Source organism: Amycolatopsis kentuckyensis (assembly GCF_041679295.1).
Lineage (GTDB): Bacteria > Actinomycetota > Actinomycetes > Mycobacteriales > Pseudonocardiaceae > Amycolatopsis > Amycolatopsis kentuckyensis_A.
In genome coordinates this window covers 140,478-159,744 of the sequence record NZ_JBGDMD010000006.1, presented here as the reverse complement: position 1 = coordinate 159,744, position 19,267 = coordinate 140,478, and the positions used below count along the sequence as shown (strand labels likewise).

Annotated in this window: 21 protein-coding genes; 14 read left to right on the top strand and 7 right to left on the bottom strand. The window is 71.3% G+C overall.

Annotated elements, in window-relative coordinates; all coding sequences use genetic code 11:
- Nucleotides 1-54: 54 nt before the first annotated feature.
- The 5 genes from ACERZO_RS25945 to ACERZO_RS25925 form a co-directional block, all read right to left on the bottom strand.
- Nucleotides 55-588, bottom strand: a complete 534-nt coding sequence (locus ACERZO_RS25945; protein WP_372667373.1) for a DUF305 domain-containing protein — start codon at nt 586-588, stop codon at nt 55-57.
- Nucleotides 585-1,340 carry a lytic polysaccharide monooxygenase gene (locus ACERZO_RS25940; protein ID WP_372667372.1) on the bottom strand — a complete coding sequence of 252 codons (756 nt, stop codon included), beginning with the start codon at nt 1,338-1,340 and terminating at the stop codon, nt 585-587. The genes ACERZO_RS25945 and ACERZO_RS25940 overlap by 4 nt, the downstream gene beginning before the upstream one ends.
- Nucleotides 1,341-1,575: 235 nt before the next feature.
- Nucleotides 1,576-2,292, bottom strand: a complete 717-nt coding sequence (locus ACERZO_RS25935; protein WP_372667371.1) for a dienelactone hydrolase family protein — start codon at nt 2,290-2,292, stop codon at nt 1,576-1,578.
- Nucleotides 2,293-2,346: 54 nt separating this feature from the next.
- The gene (locus tag ACERZO_RS25930) at nt 2,347-3,522 is read right to left on the bottom strand and encodes a globin domain-containing protein (protein WP_372667370.1); all 1,176 of its coding nucleotides are present in this window, start codon (nt 3,520-3,522) and stop codon (nt 2,347-2,349) included.
- A 279-nt stretch (nt 3,523-3,801) separates the two neighbouring features.
- Nucleotides 3,802-4,977, bottom strand: a complete 1,176-nt coding sequence (locus ACERZO_RS25925; RefSeq protein WP_372667369.1) for a globin domain-containing protein — start codon at nt 4,975-4,977, stop codon at nt 3,802-3,804.
- Nucleotides 4,978-5,209: 232 nt separating this feature from the next.
- Here ACERZO_RS25925 and ACERZO_RS25920 point away from each other — a divergent pair, with 232 nt between their 5' ends.
- The 4 genes from ACERZO_RS25920 (at nt 5,210) to ACERZO_RS25905 (ending at nt 10,600) form a co-directional block, all read left to right on the top strand.
- Nucleotides 5,210-5,695 (top strand): MarR family winged helix-turn-helix transcriptional regulator, encoded by a 486-nt coding sequence (locus tag ACERZO_RS25920; RefSeq protein WP_372667368.1) that lies wholly within the window; start codon nt 5,210-5,212, stop codon nt 5,693-5,695.
- Nucleotides 5,696-5,796: 101 nt separating this feature from the next.
- Complete coding sequence (locus tag ACERZO_RS25915; protein WP_372667367.1) at nt 5,797-6,984, top strand: MFS transporter; 1,188 nt, start codon at nt 5,797-5,799, stop codon at nt 6,982-6,984.
- Nucleotides 6,985-7,079: 95 nt separating this feature from the next.
- Nucleotides 7,080-9,674 carry an ATP-dependent chaperone ClpB gene (gene clpB, locus ACERZO_RS25910; protein ID WP_372667366.1) on the top strand — a complete coding sequence of 865 codons (2,595 nt, stop codon included), beginning with the start codon at nt 7,080-7,082 and terminating at the stop codon, nt 9,672-9,674.
- 176 nt (nt 9,675-9,850) lie between these two features.
- The gene (locus ACERZO_RS25905) at nt 9,851-10,600 is read left to right on the top strand and encodes a hypothetical protein (protein ID WP_372667365.1); all 750 of its coding nucleotides are present in this window, start codon (nt 9,851-9,853) and stop codon (nt 10,598-10,600) included.
- On the opposite strand, the gene ACERZO_RS25900 is transcribed toward ACERZO_RS25905, so the two are convergent.
- Complete coding sequence (locus ACERZO_RS25900; RefSeq protein ID WP_372667364.1) at nt 10,597-11,256, bottom strand: hypothetical protein; 660 nt, start codon at nt 11,254-11,256, stop codon at nt 10,597-10,599. The two genes, ACERZO_RS25905 and ACERZO_RS25900, sit on opposite strands and share 4 nt — an antisense overlap.
- Nucleotides 11,257-11,326: 70 nt before the next feature.
- Between ACERZO_RS25900 and ACERZO_RS25895 the strand changes: the two genes are divergently transcribed.
- The 4 genes from ACERZO_RS25895 to pyrE all read left to right on the top strand — a co-directional run bounded on the left by ACERZO_RS25895 (nt 11,327) and on the right by pyrE (nt 15,941).
- Nucleotides 11,327-12,094, top strand: a complete 768-nt coding sequence (locus ACERZO_RS25895; RefSeq protein WP_372667363.1) for an SDR family NAD(P)-dependent oxidoreductase — start codon at nt 11,327-11,329, stop codon at nt 12,092-12,094.
- Between the two features lie 74 nt (nt 12,095-12,168).
- Nucleotides 12,169-12,903 carry an ABC transporter ATP-binding protein gene (locus ACERZO_RS25890; protein WP_372667362.1) on the top strand — a complete coding sequence of 245 codons (735 nt, stop codon included), beginning with the start codon at nt 12,169-12,171 and terminating at the stop codon, nt 12,901-12,903.
- Complete coding sequence (locus ACERZO_RS25885) at nt 12,903-15,350, top strand: ABC transporter permease (RefSeq protein WP_372667361.1); 2,448 nt, start codon at nt 12,903-12,905, stop codon at nt 15,348-15,350. Before ACERZO_RS25890 ends, ACERZO_RS25885 begins: the two co-directional genes overlap by 1 nt.
- A gap of 27 nt (nt 15,351-15,377) precedes the next feature.
- Nucleotides 15,378-15,941 (top strand): orotate phosphoribosyltransferase, encoded by a 564-nt coding sequence (gene pyrE, locus ACERZO_RS25880; protein WP_372667360.1) that lies wholly within the window; start codon nt 15,378-15,380, stop codon nt 15,939-15,941.
- Nucleotides 15,942-15,983: 42 nt separating this feature from the next.
- Here pyrE and ACERZO_RS25875 read toward each other — a convergent pair whose 3' ends face one another.
- Nucleotides 15,984-16,169: a CsbD family protein gene (locus ACERZO_RS25875; RefSeq protein WP_372667359.1), complete on the bottom strand. Its 186-nt coding sequence runs from the start codon at nt 16,167-16,169 to the stop codon at nt 15,984-15,986.
- Between the two features lie 160 nt (nt 16,170-16,329).
- Between ACERZO_RS25875 and ACERZO_RS25870 the strand changes: the two genes are divergently transcribed.
- The 6 genes from ACERZO_RS25870 (at nt 16,330) to ACERZO_RS25845 (ending at nt 19,254) form a co-directional block, all read left to right on the top strand.
- Complete coding sequence (locus ACERZO_RS25870; RefSeq protein WP_372667358.1) at nt 16,330-16,884, top strand: RNA polymerase sigma factor; 555 nt, start codon at nt 16,330-16,332, stop codon at nt 16,882-16,884.
- On the top strand, nt 16,875-17,429 hold the full coding sequence (locus ACERZO_RS25865; RefSeq protein ID WP_372667357.1) for an Asp23/Gls24 family envelope stress response protein: 555 nt from the start codon (nt 16,875-16,877) through the stop codon (nt 17,427-17,429). Before ACERZO_RS25870 ends, ACERZO_RS25865 begins: the two co-directional genes overlap by 10 nt.
- Complete coding sequence (locus ACERZO_RS25860; protein ID WP_372667356.1) at nt 17,426-17,782, top strand: Asp23/Gls24 family envelope stress response protein; 357 nt, start codon at nt 17,426-17,428, stop codon at nt 17,780-17,782. Before ACERZO_RS25865 ends, ACERZO_RS25860 begins: the two co-directional genes overlap by 4 nt.
- Entirely contained in the window at nt 17,779-18,081 is a 303-nt protein-coding gene (locus tag ACERZO_RS25855) for a hypothetical protein (protein ID WP_372667355.1), read from the top strand. The genes ACERZO_RS25860 and ACERZO_RS25855 overlap by 4 nt, the downstream gene beginning before the upstream one ends.
- A 61-nt stretch (nt 18,082-18,142) precedes the next feature.
- The gene (locus ACERZO_RS25850) at nt 18,143-18,568 is read left to right on the top strand and encodes an Asp23/Gls24 family envelope stress response protein (protein ID WP_372667354.1); all 426 of its coding nucleotides are present in this window, start codon (nt 18,143-18,145) and stop codon (nt 18,566-18,568) included.
- 293 nt (nt 18,569-18,861) lie between these two features.
- Nucleotides 18,862-19,254, top strand: a complete 393-nt coding sequence (locus ACERZO_RS25845) for a DUF2784 domain-containing protein (RefSeq protein WP_372667353.1) — start codon at nt 18,862-18,864, stop codon at nt 19,252-19,254.
- Nucleotides 19,255-19,267 lie beyond the last annotated feature (13 nt).

The window sequence follows — 19,267 nt, the reverse complement described above, 5'->3', positions numbered from 1 at the left end:
CGAGCAGCCGGGCAGGGGGCTGCTCGCGGCCGGCACTCCAGCGCCGCGGGGACGTCACACCTTGAAGTTCAGCAGCTGCTTCACCTCGGCGGTCCGCGACTCGATCACCCGGCGGGCCAGAGCACGGACCTGGGCGTTGACCCCGCCGTTCGCCGAGTTCTCCGTCTGGGCCAGCTCGACCGCTCCCTGCTGCTGGCCGGTCAGCACGTCGAGGAACTTGCGGGGGAACTCGGCGGCCGGGGCCGTGCGGAGTGCTCCCACCACGTCCGGCGACGTCATCTTCATGCCTCCGTGACCCGCGTGCGCCTGCGGGTTCATGTCCATCGTCTCCGGCTGGGACCAGGCGCGGAGCCAGTTCCGCATGTCGGCGATCTCCGTCTGCTGGGTCGACTCGATCGCCGCCGCCAGCTCCTTCAGCGCCGGCGGCAACGGACGGTCCGCCGCCAGCCGGACGATGTCGATGCCCTGCTGGTTCTGGGGGATCAGCATCTGCAGGAACATCACGTCGGCCGCGTTGTACGCGGGTGGAGCCGCCGTCGCGCTGCAACCCGTCAGCAGCAGCGCGACAGCGGCGAGCCATACCCTCACTGGCGCTGCCAGAGCGCCGGGGTGTTCGGCGGCTCCCAGCCCGCGATCGCCGTGTGCGGCTGGATGCAGCGGTAGCTCACCCCGTTGTAGGTGACCACGTCACCGACCTTGTACGCCGTCCCGGCCGCCCACGTGCCGCTCGACGGCGGCGTTGTCGGCGTGGTGGTCGGCGGGCGGGTCGTGGTCGGGGGCGCGGTCGTCGTGGTCGGCGGTGGGGTCGTGGTGCCACCTCCGCCGATCTGGAGGTCGACGCAGCTGTAGAACGCGTTGGCCGTGTCGGAGATGTTCCAGATCGCCAGCACCTTCACGCGGCCCGAATAACCGGCCAGGTTCACCGTGTGCGAGACGGTCGCCGGGGGCTGCTGGTTGTTGCCCGCGATGTTGGCGACGCGCGTGCCGCCGATGTAGTACTCGTAGCTCGCGGTGGCGTGCCGGGCGGTGAACACCCAGTTGAACGTCACCGTCGTGCCGACCGACTTGGCCGGCCACGGCTTCGACTCGTCGGCCAGCTCGGCGAACTGCCCCAGCCCGGCGTTGCAGCTGCGCAGGCCCTTGGGACCTTCGACGCTCTGGGGTTCGTAGACGATCTGACCGCAGTTCGGGACCTTCCCGGCCGCGCAGTTGGCCTGCCGGCTGGGCGGGTCGGAGATGTATCCGTGGGCGCTCGCGGTGGTGGCGGGGAGGACGACGACCAGCACCGGGGCGAGCAGGACACCGGCAGCGGCCGCGAAAAGCTTTCTGTTCCAGGTCATTTCGGCTCCTCGAGGGGGAACAGCTCTGTTCCAGGGGGAGGACGAACGAGCACATCCGGGGAAGATGTGGTCTAGACCATAAGTCGATTCGGGCACAACGGTCAACTGTGAGGCTTATTCAGCCGTCGGCCGGCGCAAGCTTCAGTTGGGCGCTGACCTGCGGTTTCGCGGCGCCGGCCTAACCAGAATAAGCCTCAAACTACAGCCGTTCGGCGAGATCGCTAGCCCGCTCGGCTCAGTGCGAAGGTCGGGCCGGTTGCTGCAGGTGTTCGCCGAAGAACGCCGTCACCCGGCGCCACGCGTCCTCGGACGCTTCGTGGTGGTAGGTGAACCCGACGACCTTGAGCAGCAGGTTCAGCGGCGCCGCCACCTCGATCTTGTTGGCGAACCCGTGGCTCGCGCCAGCGTACTCCTTGATGTCGTGCGGGATTTCACGCTCGGTGAGCGCCGTCTCCAGCTTCGCCGCCGCGCCGCGCAGCGAGAAGTCCTTCTTGCCGAAGCTCGCGACGATCGGGCACGCGTCGTCGAGCACCGACAGGTTCTTCGGCAGCTGCCCGTAGTAGGGCGCCGACGCCTCGAAGCCGCGTGACGCCGCCACCAGCGCGAAGCCGCCGCCCATGCAGAACCCGGCGATGCCGATCCGGCCCGACGCGTCCGGCCGGGCGGCCAGGAGCGCGCGCGAGGCCTCGATGTCGTCGAACGTCCGGCCCTGGTTCGCGAACATGTCCGAGAACACGCGACGCACGCAGCGGCGCATCCCGCCGCGCGAGTACAGGTCCGGGCTGAGCGCGAGGTAGCCCTCCGCGGCGAAGCGGTCGGTGATGTTCTTCGTGTCCTGGCTCAGCCCGAACGCGTCGTGGATGAGCACCACGCCCGGGTGCGGTCCCGCGCCGGCGGGCTCCGCCAGGTAGCCGCCGATCGTGCCGTCCGAAACCGGAATAGTCATCTCCATATCGGCGAAGATAGCGAGAATCGACGCCGGCCGCGCAGCCGGCTGAGAGCCGGCTCAGTCCATGGTGAACGGGTCGAACCGGATGCGCTCGAGCTCGACGCCGGCGGTCAGCAGCTTCGCGATCGTCGCCCGGATCATCTCGGGCGAGCCGGAGACGAGGACGTCGTGGTCTTTCCACGCGCCGCGCTGCGTCACCGCGTGGGCGAGGGTGCCGCGGTCGCCGCCGAGCACCGCGCCCTCCTCGGTGACCGGGGTGACCGTCAGCCACTTCGACACCGCGGTCAGCCGCCGGAGGTCGTCGAGCGCGTAGAGGTCCTCCGGTCTTCGGCCGCCGAAGAACAGGTGCACCGGCGGGTTGCGCTTCCAGTGCGCGAGGTCGTCGAGGATCGACACGAACGGCGTGACGCCGGTGCCGCCGGCGATCATCAGCAGCCGGTTCCGCGTCGCGGTCGGACGCACGTTGAGCGCGCCCATCGCCGGCCCGAGCCGCCAGACGTCCCCCGGCTTGGTGTGGTTGACGATGGTGCCGCTGACCCAGCCGCCGGGCACCGCGCGCACGTGGAACGTCATCTGGCCGTCGCCGCGCGGCGCGCTCGCCGGCGAGAGGTAGCGCCACATCCGCGGCCGCTGCGGCACCTCCACGCTCACGTAGCTGCCGGCCCGGTAGGGCAGCAGCCCTTCGGTCTGCACCCGCACCATCGCGACGTCCCGGGACAGCCGGCGGTGGTCGAGCACCCGCGCCGCCCAGGACGCCGGCCCGGTCTCGGCCTGCGCGGCCTCGCGCATGGTCTTGGCGATGAGCCCGTACGCCGTCGTCCACGCGCACTCCACCTCGTGCGTCCACTTCTGCTTGAGGAACCGTTTCAACGCGGCCAGCAGCGCGATCCCGACGGCGTCGTAGTGGCGGGTGACGACGGCGAACTTGCGGTGGTCGCGGCCCAGCTGCGCGAGGAAGGTGACCAGCTCGTCGGGCCGGTCGACCATCTGCACGACGTACACCAGCGCGCGCAGCAACCGGCTCCGCTGGCTCGCCATGGTGACCGGGAACATGTCGCGGCAATCGGGCGCGATGACGAACAACGCGCCGTAGAAGTACTGCGCGAGTTCGTCGGCTTTCGGTTCGATCTCCGCAAAACTTTCACGAATAAGACGGGCGAGTTCACGGCCTTCCACGGCCGAAACGGGAACGGTCGGGGGCACCGGGGAGACCTTCAGTGATTCGGCGTTCATCGGGAACGGTGTTCTCCAGTCGTGCAAAGGCTTTTTCATGCCGTGTGTGCGGCCTCGCCGTGCGGTGCCGCCCCCGAGGGTTCCCGACTGTAGGCGAATTCCCGTGCAGATGCGCGTGATTCCGCGCGGTCCGCTCGAACGGAGCAATTTCGCCACACGCGGTCAACCCCGTCTGGCGCAGCGTAAAAACGATCACCCGGACGGTTTACGCGAGATGCGTAACAATTCTCGTCGTTCGTTCGATTTGTGCGTCGGACCGGTGTGTCCGCAATTGTGGTGCTAGTCGATCGTGAACGGGTCGTACTGGATCTGGTCCAGCGCGCTGCCCGCGACCAGCATGCGCGACACCGTCGCGCGGATCATCGCCGGCGAACCGGAGACGAGGATGTCGTGGTTCGGCCAGGCGCCGTACCGCGTGACCGCCTCGGCCAGCGTGCCCTGCTCGAACCCGGGGACCTCGCCGCCGCGCTCGACGACCGGCGTCACGGTCAGCCAGGGGTTGACCGACGCGAGCGCGCGCAGCTCCTCGAGGTCGTACAGGTCTTCGCGGGCCGGGCCGCCGTAGAAGAGGTGCGTCTTCGGGTTCTCGCCCCAGAGCGCGAGGTGGTCGAGGATCGACCGCAGCGGGGCGACGCCCGTCCCGCCCGCGACCATCAAGACGCCCCGTGACGCTTCGCGGTCGACCGTCATCCGGCCGAGTGGCGGACCGAGCCGCCAGACGTCGCCCGGCTGGGTGTGGCTGACGATGGCGCGGGAGACCCAGCCGCCGTCGATCGCGCGGACGTGGAACTCGATGCCGCCGTCCTCGCGCGGCGCGTTCGCCGGGGAGAGGTAGCGCCACAGCCGCGGCCGCTGCGGGACTTCGACGCTGACGTACTGGCCCGGGTGGTAGGGCACCGGCTGGTCCGGCACGAGCCGGACGAGGGCGAGGTCCCAGGTCAGCCGCCGGTGCTCGACGACGGTGGCCGACCACGACGGCGGGTTGGTGTCCGCGGCGGCGGCGTCCTGCATGGCCCGCGCGGCGATGGTGAACGCCTCGGCCCACGCGCGCTCGACCTCGGGCGTCCACTCCCGGCCGAGGTGGTTCTTCAGCGACGCGAGCAGCGCCGTGCCGACGGCTTCGTAGTGCCGCGGGACCACGCCGAACTTGCGGTGGTCGCGCCCCAGCTGCCGCAGGAACGGCGCGAGGTCGTCGGGCCGGTCGACCATCTGCACGATGTGCACCAGCGCCCGCACCAGCCGGCCGCGCTGGATCTCCATGTTGATCGGGAAGAAGTCGCGGGTGGTCGGCGCGAGGGTGAACAGCATCCCGTAGAAGAACTGGGAGATTTCGGCGATGTAGGGCTCCGACTTGGCCCAGCTGTCCCGGATGAGCCGGACCATCGCGGTGACGGCCGCGGGGGCCTCACGCGGGGCCGAAGACCTGGGGAACGGGCTGACCGAGTCGGCGGTCATGGGTTGCGGCCGCCTCCTGGATCCATCGCCACTGCTGCACCTCATCACTCGACCGCGCCGCGCGCGCGGTCCGTCCGCAGGGTAGCCGCCGGGCGCCCTTTTGCTCGCATTGTTGCTCCGACCGGGTGTATTGCGGCCGGTGACGGCGTGGGCGACCTCACCGGACGGATCCTTGCTCGCGCAAGCGATCGGCAATAAACTTGTATTGCACAAGTATTACAGGGAGGGCCTGATGGGCTTCGACGACACCGACGACGACGTCCGGGTCGAGCTCATGCGTGAGCTGAAGACCGCGTCGCAGCTCCAGCACGCCTGGATCATGCAGGCCTGGCAGGACGAGCCGGGGTTGCACCCCGCGGCGGCGATGCTGCTGTCGGACCTCGCCAAGAACGGCGAAGCCAGGCCCTCCGAGCTGGCCAAGCGCCGGTTCGTCGACCTGTCCGTGGTCAGCAGGCAGATCACGCAGCTGTCCGCCGCCGGGCTGGTGGACCGCCGTCCCGCGCCCGAGGACGGCCGGGCCTCCCTGGTCAGCGTCTCCGAGAAGGGCCGGGCCGAGCTCGCGCGCTGGCGGGTCAACTACCTCGAGTTCATGGAAAAGGCGCTCGGCGGCTGGGACGACGAGCGCGTCACCGACCTCACCGGACGGCTCGCCGAGATGAACGCCGACCTCCGGCGGGCGCTCGGCAGCGCCGCCTGCCTGGCTGACACGAACAAGTGACGTCAGTGCCCGTGCAGTCGCACCGGCAGTTGCATTTCGCAAGGCGGAAAGTCTCCGTTCGGTCCTGACCCGGCGGTGTGTCGCAGAGTTAACGTCGGTGGGTGACGCGTAGCCGGGTCGCACTGCTGTGCGCGCTGGGGATCGACAACTTCGGCTCAGGTCTGTTCCTCCCGTTGGCGCTGGTCTACGTGACGCAGGTGGTCGGCGTGCCGCTCGCGATGGCGGGCACGGCCGTCACCCTCGGTACCATCGGCGGGCTGCTCGTGCCGCCGCTGGCCGGCCGGCTCGTCGACCGCGTCGGGCCGCGGACCGTCGTCATCGGCGCTCAGCTCCTGCAGGCCGCCGGCGCGGGCGCGTACCTGTTCGCGGACGCCGCCGGTCCGGTCGTGGCCGCCGCGGTGCTGCTCTCCACCGGGCAGCAGCTCTTCTACAGCTCCCTGTTCGTGCTCATCGCCGACGTCGCGGGCGACGTCCCGAAGGATCGGCCGTTCGCCGAGGTGGGGATGGTGCGGGCCGGCTGCTTCGGCCTCGGTGGACTCGTCGCGGGCGCGCTGCTGACCTGGCTCGGGACGGGCGGGTACCGGATCGCGCTCGTCCTCGACGCCCTGACGTTCTTCGTGGCCGCGTCGATCCTCGCCCTGTTCGTCCGGCTCGCGCGGCCGCACCAGCAGCAGTGCGAACGGTCGGTCAAGGTGCTGCGCGACCGGCCGTACCTGGCCTTGATCCTCTTCAGCGGGCTCTTCGGGCTCTCGCTCGACTTCTTCCTCATCGGCACGCCGGTGTTCGTGCTCGACCGGCTGCACGGCCCGGCCTGGCTGCCCGGCGCGATCCTCGCCCTGCTGACCGTGCTGACCAGCGTCGGTGGCACGCTCGCGCTGCGGCTCACCGCCGGGCTGACCCGGATCGCGGCGATGCGCGCGGGCTCGGCGCTGTTCGCCGCGTGGTGCCTGGTCACCCTCGGCGTGCTGCTCGTGCCGGACGGCTGGCAGGTGGCGTACCTGCTGGTGTCGACGCTCATCTTCGCCGCCGGTGACCTGGTCTTCGGCCCCCGTTCGGGTGCGCTCGCCGAAGCCGCGGCACCTCCGGTCGCCCGCGGCCGTTATCTGGCTGCGTACCAGTACGCGTTCACCGTGGCGCAGGTCCTCGCGCCCGCCGTGGTGGCGTTGTTCGCGGTCGCGGACTGGTTACCCTGGGTGCTGGTCGGGGCGTGTGCCGGCCTCGCCGTGGCCGGGCTCGGCACGCTGGGCTCCCGGTTGCCGGCGGGTGCCGTCGCCCCTGGTCAGAGTTGAGCGGAACAGACTCAAGTTTTCGTGCGTTAAGGATAGTGACGGGTCTCGGTCAGGCCTGTCACCAGGACTTTGAAGTACCGAGCATGAGGTGAGGGATGGACGCTTTCAACCCGACCACGAAGACCCAGCAGGCGATCTCGTCCGCGGCGCAGGCGGCCACCATGGCCGGCAACCCGCACGTGTCGGCCGCCCATCTGCTGGGCGCCCTGCTGGCGCAGGGTGAAGGGCTGACCGCACCGCTGCTGACCGCGGTCGGGGCCGACCCGGGGGTGGTGCACAAGGAGCTCGAGCCGCTGATCGCGGCGCTGCCGTCCGCGACCGGCGCGACGGTGTCGAGCCCGCAGTTCGACACCTATGCCGTGAAGTCGCTGACGCGCGCGCAGAAGCTGGCCACCGAGCTGGGCGACGAGTACGTCTCGACCGAGCACCTGCTCGTCGGGCTCGCCACCGAAGGCGGCCAGGTGGCCGACCTGCTCAAGCGCCACGGCGCGACGCCGGACGCGCTGCAGGAGGCGTTCGTCAAGGTCCGCGGCTCGGCCCGGATCACCAGCGAGGACCCGGAGAGCACGTTCAAGGCGCTGGAGAAGTACGGCGTCGACCTGACCGAACGCGCCCGGGGCGGCGAGCTGGACCCGGTGATCGGACGTGACACCGAGATCCGCCGCGTCGTGCAGGTGCTGTCGCGGCGCACGAAGAACAACCCGGTCCTGATCGGCGAGCCGGGCGTCGGCAAGACGGCCATCGTCGAGGGCCTGGCCCAGCGCATCGTCGCCGGGGACGTGCCCGAGTCGCTGCGCGGCAAGCGCGTCGTCGCCCTCGACCTCGGGTCGATGGTGGCCGGCGCGAAGTTCCGCGGCGAGTTCGAGGAGCGGCTGAAGGCCGTGCTCAAGGAGATCACCGACTCCGCGGGCGAGGTCATTACCTTCATCGACGAGCTGCACACGATCGTCGGCGCCGGCGCGACCGGCGAGGGCGCGATGGACGCGGGCAACATGATCAAGCCGATGCTCGCCCGCGGCGAGCTGCGGATGGTCGGCGCGACCACCCTCGACGAGTACCGCCAGCACATCGAGAAGGACGCCGCCCTGGAGCGGCGCTTCCAGCAGGTGCTCGTCGGCGAGCCCTCACCGGAGGACACGATCGCGATCCTGCGCGGGCTCAAGGAGCGCTACGAGGTGCACCACGGTGTCCGGATCACGGACGCTGCCCTGGTCGCCGCCGCGACGCTGTCCGACCGCTACATCACCGCGCGCTTCCTGCCGGACAAGGCCATCGACCTGGTCGACGAGGCCGCGTCCAAGCTGCGCATGGAGATCGACTCGCGGCCGGTGGAGATCGACGAGGTCGAGCGCGCTGTGCGTCGTCTCGAGATCGAGGAGATGGCGCTCGCGAAGGAGAGCGACGCCGCTTCTCGCGATCGTCTGGCGGCATTGCGTGCGGAGCTGGCGGAGAAGCGCGAGACGCTGACCGCGTTGACCGCGCGCTGGCAGAACGAGAAGGGCTCGATCGAGAAGGTCCGCGAGCTCAAGGAGCAGCTGGAGCAGCTGCGCGGCGAGTCCGAACGCGCCGAGCGCGACGGTGACCTGGGCAAGGCCGCCGAGCTGCGCTACGGCCGGATCCCGGCGCTGGAGAAGGAGTTCGAAGCGGCCACCGCGGCGAGCGAGGTCAGCCAGCAGAACGTGATGCTCAAGGAAGAGGTCGGCGCGGACGACGTCGCCGACGTCGTGAGCGCGTGGACCGGGATCCCGGCGGGCCGGCTGCTCGAGGGCGAGACCGGCAAGCTGCTCCGGATGGAGGAGGAGCTCGGCCGGCGGGTCATCGGGCAGGCCGAGGCCGTGCAGGTCGTCGCGGACGCGGTGCGCCGCAGCCGGGCCGGCGTCGCCGACCCCGACCGTCCGACCGGTTCGTTCCTGTTCCTCGGCCCGACCGGCGTCGGCAAGACCGAGCTGGCCAAGGCGCTGGCGGAGTTCCTGTTCGACGACGAGCGCGCGATGCAGCGCATCGACATGAGCGAGTACGCCGAGAAGCACTCGGTGGCGCGCCTGGTCGGTGCCCCGCCGGGGTACGTCGGCTACGACCAGGGCGGCCAGCTGACCGAGGCCGTCCGGCGGCGCCCGTACTCGGTGGTGCTGCTCGACGAGGTGGAGAAGGCTCACCCGGACGTCTTCGACGTGCTGCTGCAGGTCCTCGACGACGGGCGGCTGACCGACGGCCAGGGCCGGACGGTGGACTTCCGCAACACCATCCTGATCCTGACCTCGAACCTCGGGTCGCAGGCCATCGCCGACCCTTCGCTGGACGAACGCCAGCGGCGGGACGCGGTGCTGAACGTGGTGCAGCGGCAGTTCAAGCCGGAGTTCCTCAACCGGCTCGACGACATCGTCGTGTTCCACTCGCTCGGCACCGAGCAGCTGACGTCCATTGTGGACATCCAGATCGCCCGGCTGGCCAAGCGGCTGGAACAGCGGCGGCTGAACCTGGACGTCACCGACGGCGCCCGCGAGTGGCTGGCGCTGAACGGCTTCGACCCGATCTACGGCGCCCGCCCGCTGCGGCGCCTGGTCCAGTCGGCGATCGGCGACAAGCTGGCGAAGGCACTGCTGTCGGGCGACATCCGCGACGGCGACACGGTGCGCGTCGACATCCCGGAGCTGGAAGCCGGTGACTCGCTGACCGTCGAGCGCGTCTGAGGTTCGTGAAGGCCACCTTGAGTTCTCAAGGTGGCCTTCACGGCGTTTCGCGGGCGTCCACAGTGGTGCGTTGTGGCGATTTGTCGACCCGGGGACGGGGAATTGGTCCGAACGGGCCTGGCGACACGGGTACCGGCGATCATCTCTTCGGCGTAGCAGGCGATACCCTGCACGTCGTGGGTATTCCGGCGTGGATCTGGTTCGTCATCGCGGCCGTCGCCCTGGTGGCGGGCCTCGGGCTGCTCGCTGCCGACCGGGCGAAGGAGGGCTCGCGCAACCGCGAGCGCATGCGCTGGGCCCAGTTGCGCGGCTGGCAGTTCGTCGAAGAGGACGAACGGCTGCCGCAGCAGTGGTCCGGTGGGGCCATCGGCTACTTCGGCGCGGACGCCGCCGTGAACGTCGTCGCGGGGTCGACCTTCACCTCCGACGGCCGCCGGCCGGTGTTCATCTTCGACATCGAGTCCGAGGGGCAGATCCCGGCCGTCGTCGTCGCCGTGCGCTGCAACAAGAAGCACCGGATCCCCATCGAGATGTGGCTGTCCAGCGTGCCGTTCCAGCGCGCCGACATGCCCGAGATGCTCGGCCCGATCGGCTCCCGCTACGCCTTCGCGGACGACGCCGACGGCGCCCGCGTGGTCATCACCCAGGAGCTCGTCGACGCCGCGGACCAGCTCGGCGGCGACGTCGGCGTGGCCTGGCTGGAGGCCGAGTGGGTGCTCGCCAGCGTGGTCCCGACCGCCGGCCCGTCGCGGCTCGAGCGGCTGCTGCGCGACCTCGGCGAGATCGCGGACATCGTCGACCCGTTCGACGAGGACTACGACGCGGGCCGCCACCAGGCGAGCGCGCCGATCCCGTCCATCGGCGGCAACCCGCCGACCCCCGCCGCCGGGACGCCGATCCCGCCGCCCGCGGAGCCGCAGGACTAGAGCACCGGCTGGTCGAGCACGCTGGCCGCCAGCGTGCCGCGCAACGACGTCACGCCGCCCTGGACGTGGACCACGTGGTCGACCCCGAGGTCGCCGCTGAAGGAGCCCGACGTCGTCTTGACCAGGCCGGACGCCGGTCCGAGCTGACCGCCGAGCTCGTGCGCCTGCCCCACGTCGAGGTCACCCGCGAAGCTGCCGATCGCGTGCACTTCGGACGTCGTGCCGACCGCGCCCAGCTGACCGAGGTCCACGGCCTGCCCGGACGACCGCCGCAGGGCGGCCCCGCCCGTCAGGTCTCCGGTGAAGAGCCCGGCGTCGAGCTGCTCGGCGTTCTCGCTCAGGACGTCGACGCCGTGACCCAGCCAGACGCCCTGGCGGGCCCGCTCGACCGCACCCGCGCGGTCGCCCCTCGTGGCGACCGCCTCCGCCAGGTCGGACGCGACCCGGGCGTCGCCGAGCTGCTTGCCGACGAAGTCGCGGCGGCTCGCCGACAGCGTTTCGCCGTCGTTGTCGAGCGTCGTGGTGTGCCGGTGGTCGAGGGGCAGGGTCAGGTCGGCCGGGGACGCGAACGCCGTCGCGGGGGCCGCGAACAGGAGGGCCACGGGTGCGGCGACCTTGGGCAGGTAGCCGCTCTTGCGCCTGCTGTGCTTACCCATGCGCGGACGATAGCCCGACGCCGAAACGGCTGCACCCGGAGGCTCTGACCTGTGGGTATCGTTCACCCACATGACCACCACCGCTCTCATAACCGGTGCCACCGCGGGTATCGGCGCGCAGTTCGCGCGCACGCTCGCCGCCGAAAAGTACGACCTGGTGCTCGTCGCGCGCGACACCGCGCGGCTGGAGGCCTACGCCGCTGAGCTGCGGGAACAGCACGGGGTCGCCGTCGAGGTGCTCCCCGCCGATCTGTCCGAAGTGGACGGCCGGACGGCGGTCGAGGAGCGGCTCGCCGCCGGGCCGGTCGACCTGCTGGTGAACAACGCCGGGTTCGGGCTCAACGGCGACTTCTGGACCATCCCGCCGGACGCGCTGCAGCGCCAGCTCGACGTCAACGTCACCGCCGTCCTGCGGCTGACCCGGGCCGTGCTGCCCGGCATGATCCAGCGCGGCCGCGGCGACATCATCCAGGTCAGCAGCGTCGCGGGGTTCTTCAGCGGCCGCGGTTCGACGTACACGGCCAGCAAGAACTGGGTCACCTCGTTCACCGAAGGCATCGCCGCGTCGCTGCCCGACGGCGTCCGGATGATGGCGCTCTGCCCCGGTTTCACCGCGACGGAGTTCCACCAGCGGGCCGGTATCGGGAAGCCGGGCCCGAAAATCGCCTGGCTGGGTGTCGAACAGGTGGTCGGCGAGGCGCTCGCGGACCTGCGCCGCGGCAAGGTGATCTCGGTGCCGAGCCTGCAGTACAAGGCGGTCGTCGCGATCGGCGGCCTGCTGCCGCGCGCGGTGCTGCGCCGGATCAGCGGCGGCTTCGGCGGCAAGGGCCGCACCTGAGTAGGGCTGTCCCTACCCGGAAGACGCACGTGCGCACCAGGGTGATCCAGGGGCTGCCTCAATAGCGTTTCCGCATGACGAATGAGGCGGTGCGGCTCGAGGCCGTGCGCAAGGAGTACGGCGGCGTGGTCGCGCTGGACGGGGTTTCGATCTCGTTCCCGCGCGGCGGGTTCACGGCGGTGATGGGCCCGTCCGGGTCGGGCAAGAGCACGTTCCTGCACTGCGCGGCCGGGCTCGACCGGCCGACGTCGGGCCGGGTCGTGCTCGACGGCCAGGACCTCGACGGCAAGAACGAGACCTACCTGACGAAGCTGCGGCGCGACCGCGTCGGCTTCGTCTTCCAGGCGTTCAACCTGCTCCCGGCGCTGACGGTCGAGCAGAACGTCGTGCTGCCGCTGCAGCTGGCCGGCAAACGACCGGACAAGCGGCTGGTCGCGCGGATCCTCGCGCACGTCGGCCTCGACGGGCGCCGCAAGCACCTGCCCGGCCAGCTCTCCGGCGGGCAAGCGCAGCGCGTCGCGATCGCCCGGGCCCTGGTCACCGACCCGGCCGTGCTGTTCGCCGACGAGCCGACCGGCGCGCTCGACACCCGCACCGCCGCCGACGTGCTCGGCCTGCTGCGCGACTCCGTCCGGTCGTCCGGGCAGACGGTAATCATGGTGACGCACGACCCGGTCGCCGCGTCCTACGCCGACCAGGTCGTCTTCCTGGCCGACGGCCGGATCGCCGGCCGCCTGGAGCGGCCGACCGCGGAAGCCGTCGCCGAGCGGATGACCCACCTGGGCGCGTGGGGCCGGGTGGAGGCCTGATGTTCACGCTCGCGCTCCGGACGCTGCGCCTGCGCAAGGGCGCCTTCCTGGCGACGTTCGTCGCCGTGTTCTTCGGCGCGCTGATCGTCTCGGCGTGCGGTGGCCTGATGGAAACGGGCATCCGGTCGGAGACGCCGGTGCAGCGGCTGGCCGCGGCGCCGATCGTCGTCGGCGGGCAGCAAACGCTTGCGGTGCCCGAGGACGACCCGGCGACCCTCGACCCCGAGGACAAGCACAAGTACAAGAACGCGACCCTGCCCGAGCGCGTCCGGGTCGACGCGGGGCTGGCCGACCGCCTGCGCACAGTCCCCGGCGTGACGAACGTCGTCGGCGAAGTCAGCTTCCCGGTGCAGCTCGGCACGGCGAGCGCGCTCGGGCACGCGTGGGATTCCGCCGCGTTGACGCCGTACGCGCTGACGGGCGAAGCACCGAAGCCGGGTGAAGTGGTCGTTGACGCCGACATGGGGATCGCCGCCGGGACCACTCTGCCCGTCGCGGCCCACGGCACCGTGGGTCAGTACCGCGTTTCCGGCGTCGCGAAGGCGCCCCAGTCCATGCGGGACCCGGCGCTGTTCTTCGCGGCTTCGGACGCGGAAAGGCTGTCGGGACACCCCGGGCAGTTCGACGCGATCGGTGTCTTCGGCGGGGACGCGGCCGCGGTGTCGGCGGTCGTCGGCGACGACGGCGTCGTGCTGACCGGCGCCGACCGCGGTGCCCTGGAGTTCCCCGAGGTGGGCAAGAGCGGCGAGAACCTGATCGTGCTCGCCGCCGTCTCGGGTGGGTTGTCGGCGATGGTCATGGTGTTCGTCGTCGCGGGCACGCTCACCCTGTCGACGCAGCAGCGCCAGCGCGAACTCGCGCTGCTGCGCGCGATCGGCACGACCCCGCGGCAGCTGCGGCGGATGGTGCTGGGCGAGGCGCTCGTCGTCGGGCTGCTCGCGGTCGCCGCCGCGGTCGTGCTCGGGCCGGTGCTGGGGAACTGGCTGTTCGACCAGCTCGCGGCGAACCACGTCGTGCCGGACGTGCTGCGGTTCGAGCAGGGCTGGCTCCCGGCGATCGTCGCCGCGGGCGCGTCGCTGCTGGCCGTCTTCGCCGCGTCCTTCGTGGCCGGACGGCGGGCTTCGAAGGTCCGCCCGACCGAGGCGCTCGCCGAGGCCGCCGTCGAACGGCGCTGGCTGACGCCGATCCGGCTGATCACCGCGATCCTCTGCTTCGCGGGCGGGACGGCATTGGCGATCGTCACGGTCGCCGTCATGACCGGCCCGGTGGCGGCCAGCACGGCCGGCCCGGCGGTGATGCTGTGGGCGTTCGGCCTGGCGGCGCTCAGTCCGGGCGTCACCAAGGTGATGGCGATGCTGCTGCGCTGGCCGGTGCAGGCGCTGAGCGGCGTCACCGGCCGGGTCGCGCTGCGCAACACCCGCGTCGGCGCGGTGCGGACGGCGGGCGCGGTCACCCCGATCATGCTCGCGGTCGGCATCGCGACCGCCAACATCTACCTGCAGACGACCCAGGAAGCCGTCTCGAACCAGGCGTACACCGAGGACCTGCGCGCGGACGCCGTCGTGGCCGGCCCGGGCGGCTTGGACCCGTCGGTGCTGGGCCGCGTGCGCGCGACTCCCGGTGTCGCGAGTGCCTCGGAGTACGTCACGAGCACGGTGTTCATCGAGAAGCCGTTCGACTCGAACCACGACGAAGACGGCTGGCCCGCGCTCGGCGTCAGCGAGCTGGCCGGGAACGCGATCGAGGTGCCGGACACGCTCGGCCGCCACGTCGGCGACACGCTGTCGCTGCGGCTCGGCGACGGCTCGCCGGTGGACGTGCGGGTGGCCGCCGTCGTGAAGCAGCGCGCCGGGTTCGAGAAGCTCGTGCTGCCGGCCGGGCTGCTCGCGCCGCACACGACGGCCGGGCTCGCGCCGCAGCTGCTGGTGCGCGCGGCCGACGGCGTCGACAGTGCGACGTTGACTTCGCGGCTTCGCGAGGCGACAGCGGGATTGCCGGTCGTCATCGGTGACCGGGACGCGCTGATCGCGGCGCACGCGAAGGGCAACGAGGTCGGCGCGTGGGTCAACTACCTGCTCGTCGGGATGATCATCGCGTACACGGTGATCTCGGTGGTGAACACGCTGGTGATGGCGACGTCGCGGCGGCGGCGCGAGTTCGGGCTGCAGCGGCTGAGCGGGTTCACCCGCGGCCAGGTGCTGCGGATGGCCGGCGTCGAAGGCGGGCTGATCGCGACCATCGCGGTGCTGCTCGGGACGCTCGTCGCGGCGGGGTCGATAGTGCCGTTCTGCCTGGTGGTCAGCGGATCGGTGCTGCCGTCGGGGCCGCTCGCGATCTACCTGGTGGTGCTCGCGATCGCCGTGGTGCTCTCGCTCGTCGCGATCCTGGTCCCGGCCTGGGCGGCGACGCGCGGGCGTGCGGTCGACGCCACATCCATCGGGGAGTGAGGCGGGGCGTGTGTAAGACTCTCGGCCGTGGCGAACCCCGGGTTGGATCAAGCGGCGAAACTCGAACTGGCCAGGCTGGTCACCGATCTTTCCGTGGTGCACGGAAAAGTGACCTTGGCGTCCGGCAAGGAAGCCGACTACTACATCGATCTCCGGCGCGCGACGCTGCACCACGCGGCCGCGCCGCTGATCGGCAAGCTGCTGCGCCAGCTGACGGCGGACTGGGACTACGTGGCGGCCGGCGGCCTGACGCTCGGCGCCGACCCGGTAGCCCTGGCGATGCTGCACTCGGCGGCGACCGACGGCGTGGTGCTGGACGCGTTCGTCGTCCGGAAGTCCGTGAAGGAACACGGCATGCAGCGCCGCATCGAGGGCATGGAGGTCCGCGGCCAGCGGGTGCTGGCGGTCGAGGACACGTCGACGACGGGCGGCAGCGTGCTGGAGGCGGTCAAGGCCCTGCGCGAAGCGGGCGCGAACGTGATCGGTGTGGTGACGGTGGTCGATCGCGACACCGGGGCGCGGGAGGCCATCGAGAAGGAAGGCCTGGAGTACCGGTACATCCTGGGTAAGGACGACCTCGGCCTGGACTGACGCACCGGGGCCGGGGACCCGCGGGTCCCCGGCCCGCGCGGCTCATTTCTTGAACAGGTCCTTCGCGGCGTCCTTGACGTTCTCGACCGCGCCCTTCAGCCCGGCTTTCGCCTGATCGGCCTGGCCTTCGGCCCGCAGCTGCTCGTCGCCGGTGGCGGCCCCGGCCGTCTCCTTCGCCTTGCCGCCCAGCTCTTCGGCCTTGTTGCTGATCTTGTCGCCCAGCGACATCGCGCACCTCCCGTTCGGCCGGCGCCCCGGCGGGGCACCCTCGTGTCGGAAGGACCACCGGGGCGCGTGATCGTCACGGAGTCGCCGCGGTGACCCAGGTCACCGACAATCACCCCGTGACGTTTCCCGCCCGCCGGTGTCCTCCTCGCGAGGAGGTGCCGTGACGACCACCGCAACGCCGCTCGACGACGTGACCCTCGTCGGGCGCGCCAAGGACGGCGATGTCCGGGCCTACGAGCAGCTCGTGCTGCGCTACCAGGGCCCGATGTTCCGGCTCGCCGCGAAGATGCTCGCGCACCGCGGGGACGCCGAGGACGTCGTGCAGGAGGTGTTCCTCAACGCCTGGCGCAAGCTCGGCCAGCTCGGGGACGACGCCGCCTTCGTGGGCTGGCTCTACCGGGCCACCACGAACCGCTGCCTCAACACGATCCGCGCGCGCAAGCCGCAGGCCGACGTCGACCTCGACACCGCCGAGTCGCCGCGGACGGACCTGCAGCCCGAGCGGGCCGCGCAGGTGAGCGGCCAGCTCGCGGCGTTGAACGCGGCCTTGGCACAGCTGACGCCCGAACAACGGGCGTGCTGGCTGCTGCGGGAAGTGCACGGCCGGTCCTACGAAGAGATCGGCGAAGCCGTCGGCGCGAACGCGACCGCGGTGCGCGGCCGGATCGCGCGGGCCCGGGCTCAGCTGGCGGAGGTGATGAAGCCATGGCGGTGACGGACTACGAACTGCCCTGCGAACGCGACGTCGAGCAGGTGTGGGAACGGCTCGACGCGGTCGGCGCCGGGCTGGCCGACGAGCACGAGCTGACCTGCCCGCACTGCCGCGCCGCCCGGGAAAGCCTGCTGGCGCTGCGCGAAGCGACGTCGGAACTGGTGGCCGAGGACGACGTGCCGCCCGCCCTGTTCGGCCGGATCATGTCCGCCGTGCGGGCCGAGGTGCGGCGCGGCTCGATGGTGGCGCTGCCGACCCCGGAACCCGGGTTCGTCGAGATCAGCGAGCAGGCCGTCGCGGCCGTGCTGCGGTACGCGGCGGACACGGTCGACGGCGTCCGGGCCCGGCGCTGCCGGCTCCGCACCCTCGGCGAAGGCAGGGTCGAAGTCGAACTCACCCTCGCGGTGAGTCTCCGGAACGCTACCGGCGGTGAAGCGTTGGCGTTGGTGCGGGAGCGGGTGACCGCGGCGGCCGCGGCCCGGGTGGGACTGGCGCTGGCGAAGCTCGACCTGCTGGTCGACGACGTCTACGGGGAGTCAGAAGAATGAACGTCGAGTACGTCATCGCCGATCCGGTGATCGCCAGCGTGGCGGCGAAGGCGGCGATCACGACACCCGGCGTCGTGCGGCTCGAGCCGGGCCTGCGCGGCCTGGTGACGGCGTGGACGCGCGCCGCCCGCCAGCGCTGGAAGGGGCTCGACCCGGCGCCGGCCGACGGCGTCCGGGTCCGCACGGCCGATGGCCGGGTGAGCGTCGAGGTCGACCTGGTGACGTCGGCGGCCGACCAGGCCGCGGCGGTCGGCCGGGCGGTCCAGCGCTCGGTCGGCCGCTTCGTGACCGAGCAGACCGGCCTGGCCGTCGACGGCGTTTCGGTGTCCATCCTGGACATCGAGCCCCGGTGACCGGCGCCGAAGCCGTCGAGAAGATCGTCGGCGCCCTCGAAACCGTGGCCGGTCTCCGCCCCGCGACCCTGCTCTCCCCCGGAACGCCGTGGCTGCCGGTGGACCGGGCCGTCGATCTCTCGGCGGAGATCGTCGAGATCCGGCTCATCGCCACGCGGCTGCCGCTCCCGCCGCTGCTGGAGCAGGCCGCGGCGGCGGTGCGCCCGGTGCTGGCCGGGACGGAGTGGGAAGGCGCGCGGCTGCGGCTGGTCGTCACCGACCTCGACGGCGCGGCCTTCGGGAGACCCACGTCACAGTGATCACCTCCCGCCCCCGGGGTCCTTGTCTACGAAGGGATCGAGACATCCAGGGAGGACCACGATGACCGCGACGGCCGAGAAGACCGAGACCACCGCCCTCGTCACCAAGCAGGGCACCACCACGATCGCCGACACCGTCGTGCAGAAGATCGCCGGGCTCGCCGCGCGCGAGGTCAGCGGCGTGCACGACCTCGGCGGCGGCGCCGCGCGGGCGTTCGGCGCGCTGCGCGACCGCATCCCGGGCGCGTCGGCCAGTGCCGGCCAGGGCGTCTCGGTCGAGGTCGGCGAGAAGCAGGCCGCCGTCGACCTGCAGATCCTCGTCGACTACGGCGTCGCCATCGCCGACCTCGCGCGGTCGGTGCGCCGCAACGTCGTCACCTCGATCGAGCAGATGACCGGGCTGCAGGTCGTCGAGGTGAACATCAACGTCAGCGACGTCCACCTGCCCGGCGACGAGGCACCCGCGCCATCCGACCGGGTCAGCTGATCCGGCGTACCGTCGAGGGGGTGGAAGAGCCGTCGAAGCCCGACGAGCCGCCGGACCGGCCCGGGCACCAGCCGCCGTGGAAGAAGCCGCACCCGTACCCGCGCGAGGAGCCGACGCAGTACCCCGCGAAGCGCCCGCCGGAGTTCCCACCGGGCGTAACGCCTCCATCACCGCCCAGGTGAACGGGTTGCTCCGCTGGGTTAAACATCACACAGCCGGGCACTCTAGGGGGCGGCCGAATCCGATCAGCGGAGTAAAGTCGCTGGTAGGGGGTTCGGTGAAGGGGGCGTGTGGTGGCGAAGTTCCTGGCGGACGTGACCGTCGCGGTACACATCCTGGCCCTGCTGCTCATCGGTTTCGGCGGTTTCCTCGCTTGGCGCTGGCCCAAGCTGATCTTCGTGCACCTGCTGGGCGTGGCCTGGGGTGTCCTGGTCAACGTGGCGCCGGTGCCGTGCCCGTTCACCGCGCTGGAGAACTTCTTCCGGCACCAGCAGGGGCTCGGTGACCTGCCCGGCGGGTTCAACGCCTACTACCTCTACGACACGGTGTTCCCGAGGTCGTGGCTGCCGGTGATCGGCGTCGTCGCGATCGCGGTGGTCGTCTACTCCTACGTCGGCGTGTACCACCGCTGGCGCCACCGCGACCACGCCGAGGACGCCCGGACGCACCGGGTCCGGCTGGGCTGAGCGACAATCGGGA

Bases quoted from the DNA above. Each gene is read 5' to 3' on its own strand.
- ACERZO_RS25940 (WP_372667372.1), bottom strand. From the start codon at position 1,340: ATGACCTGGAACAGAAAGCTTTTCGCGGCCGCTGCCGGTGTCCTGCTC.
- ACERZO_RS25935 (WP_372667371.1), bottom strand. From the start codon at position 2,292: ATGGAGATGACTATTCCGGTTTCGGACGGCACGATCGGCGGCTACCTG.
- ACERZO_RS25930 (WP_372667370.1), bottom strand. From the start codon at position 3,522: ATGAACGCCGAATCACTGAAGGTCTCCCCGGTGCCCCCGACCGTTCCC.
- ACERZO_RS25925 (WP_372667369.1), bottom strand. From the start codon at position 4,977: ATGACCGCCGACTCGGTCAGCCCGTTCCCCAGGTCTTCGGCCCCGCGT.
- ACERZO_RS25920 (WP_372667368.1), top strand. From the start codon at position 5,210: ATGGGCTTCGACGACACCGACGACGACGTCCGGGTCGAGCTCATGCGT.
- clpB (WP_372667366.1), top strand. From the start codon at position 7,080: ATGGACGCTTTCAACCCGACCACGAAGACCCAGCAGGCGATCTCGTCC.
- ACERZO_RS25900 (WP_372667364.1), bottom strand. From the start codon at position 11,256: ATGGGTAAGCACAGCAGGCGCAAGAGCGGCTACCTGCCCAAGGTCGCC.
- ACERZO_RS25895 (WP_372667363.1), top strand. From the start codon at position 11,327: ATGACCACCACCGCTCTCATAACCGGTGCCACCGCGGGTATCGGCGCG.
- ACERZO_RS25890 (WP_372667362.1), top strand. From the start codon at position 12,169: ATGACGAATGAGGCGGTGCGGCTCGAGGCCGTGCGCAAGGAGTACGGC.
- ACERZO_RS25885 (WP_372667361.1), top strand. From the start codon at position 12,903: ATGTTCACGCTCGCGCTCCGGACGCTGCGCCTGCGCAAGGGCGCCTTC.
- ACERZO_RS25875 (WP_372667359.1), bottom strand. From the start codon at position 16,169: ATGTCGCTGGGCGACAAGATCAGCAACAAGGCCGAAGAGCTGGGCGGC.
- ACERZO_RS25865 (WP_372667357.1), top strand. From the start codon at position 16,875: ATGGCGGTGACGGACTACGAACTGCCCTGCGAACGCGACGTCGAGCAG.
- ACERZO_RS25860 (WP_372667356.1), top strand. From the start codon at position 17,426: ATGAACGTCGAGTACGTCATCGCCGATCCGGTGATCGCCAGCGTGGCG.
- ACERZO_RS25850 (WP_372667354.1), top strand. From the start codon at position 18,143: ATGACCGCGACGGCCGAGAAGACCGAGACCACCGCCCTCGTCACCAAG.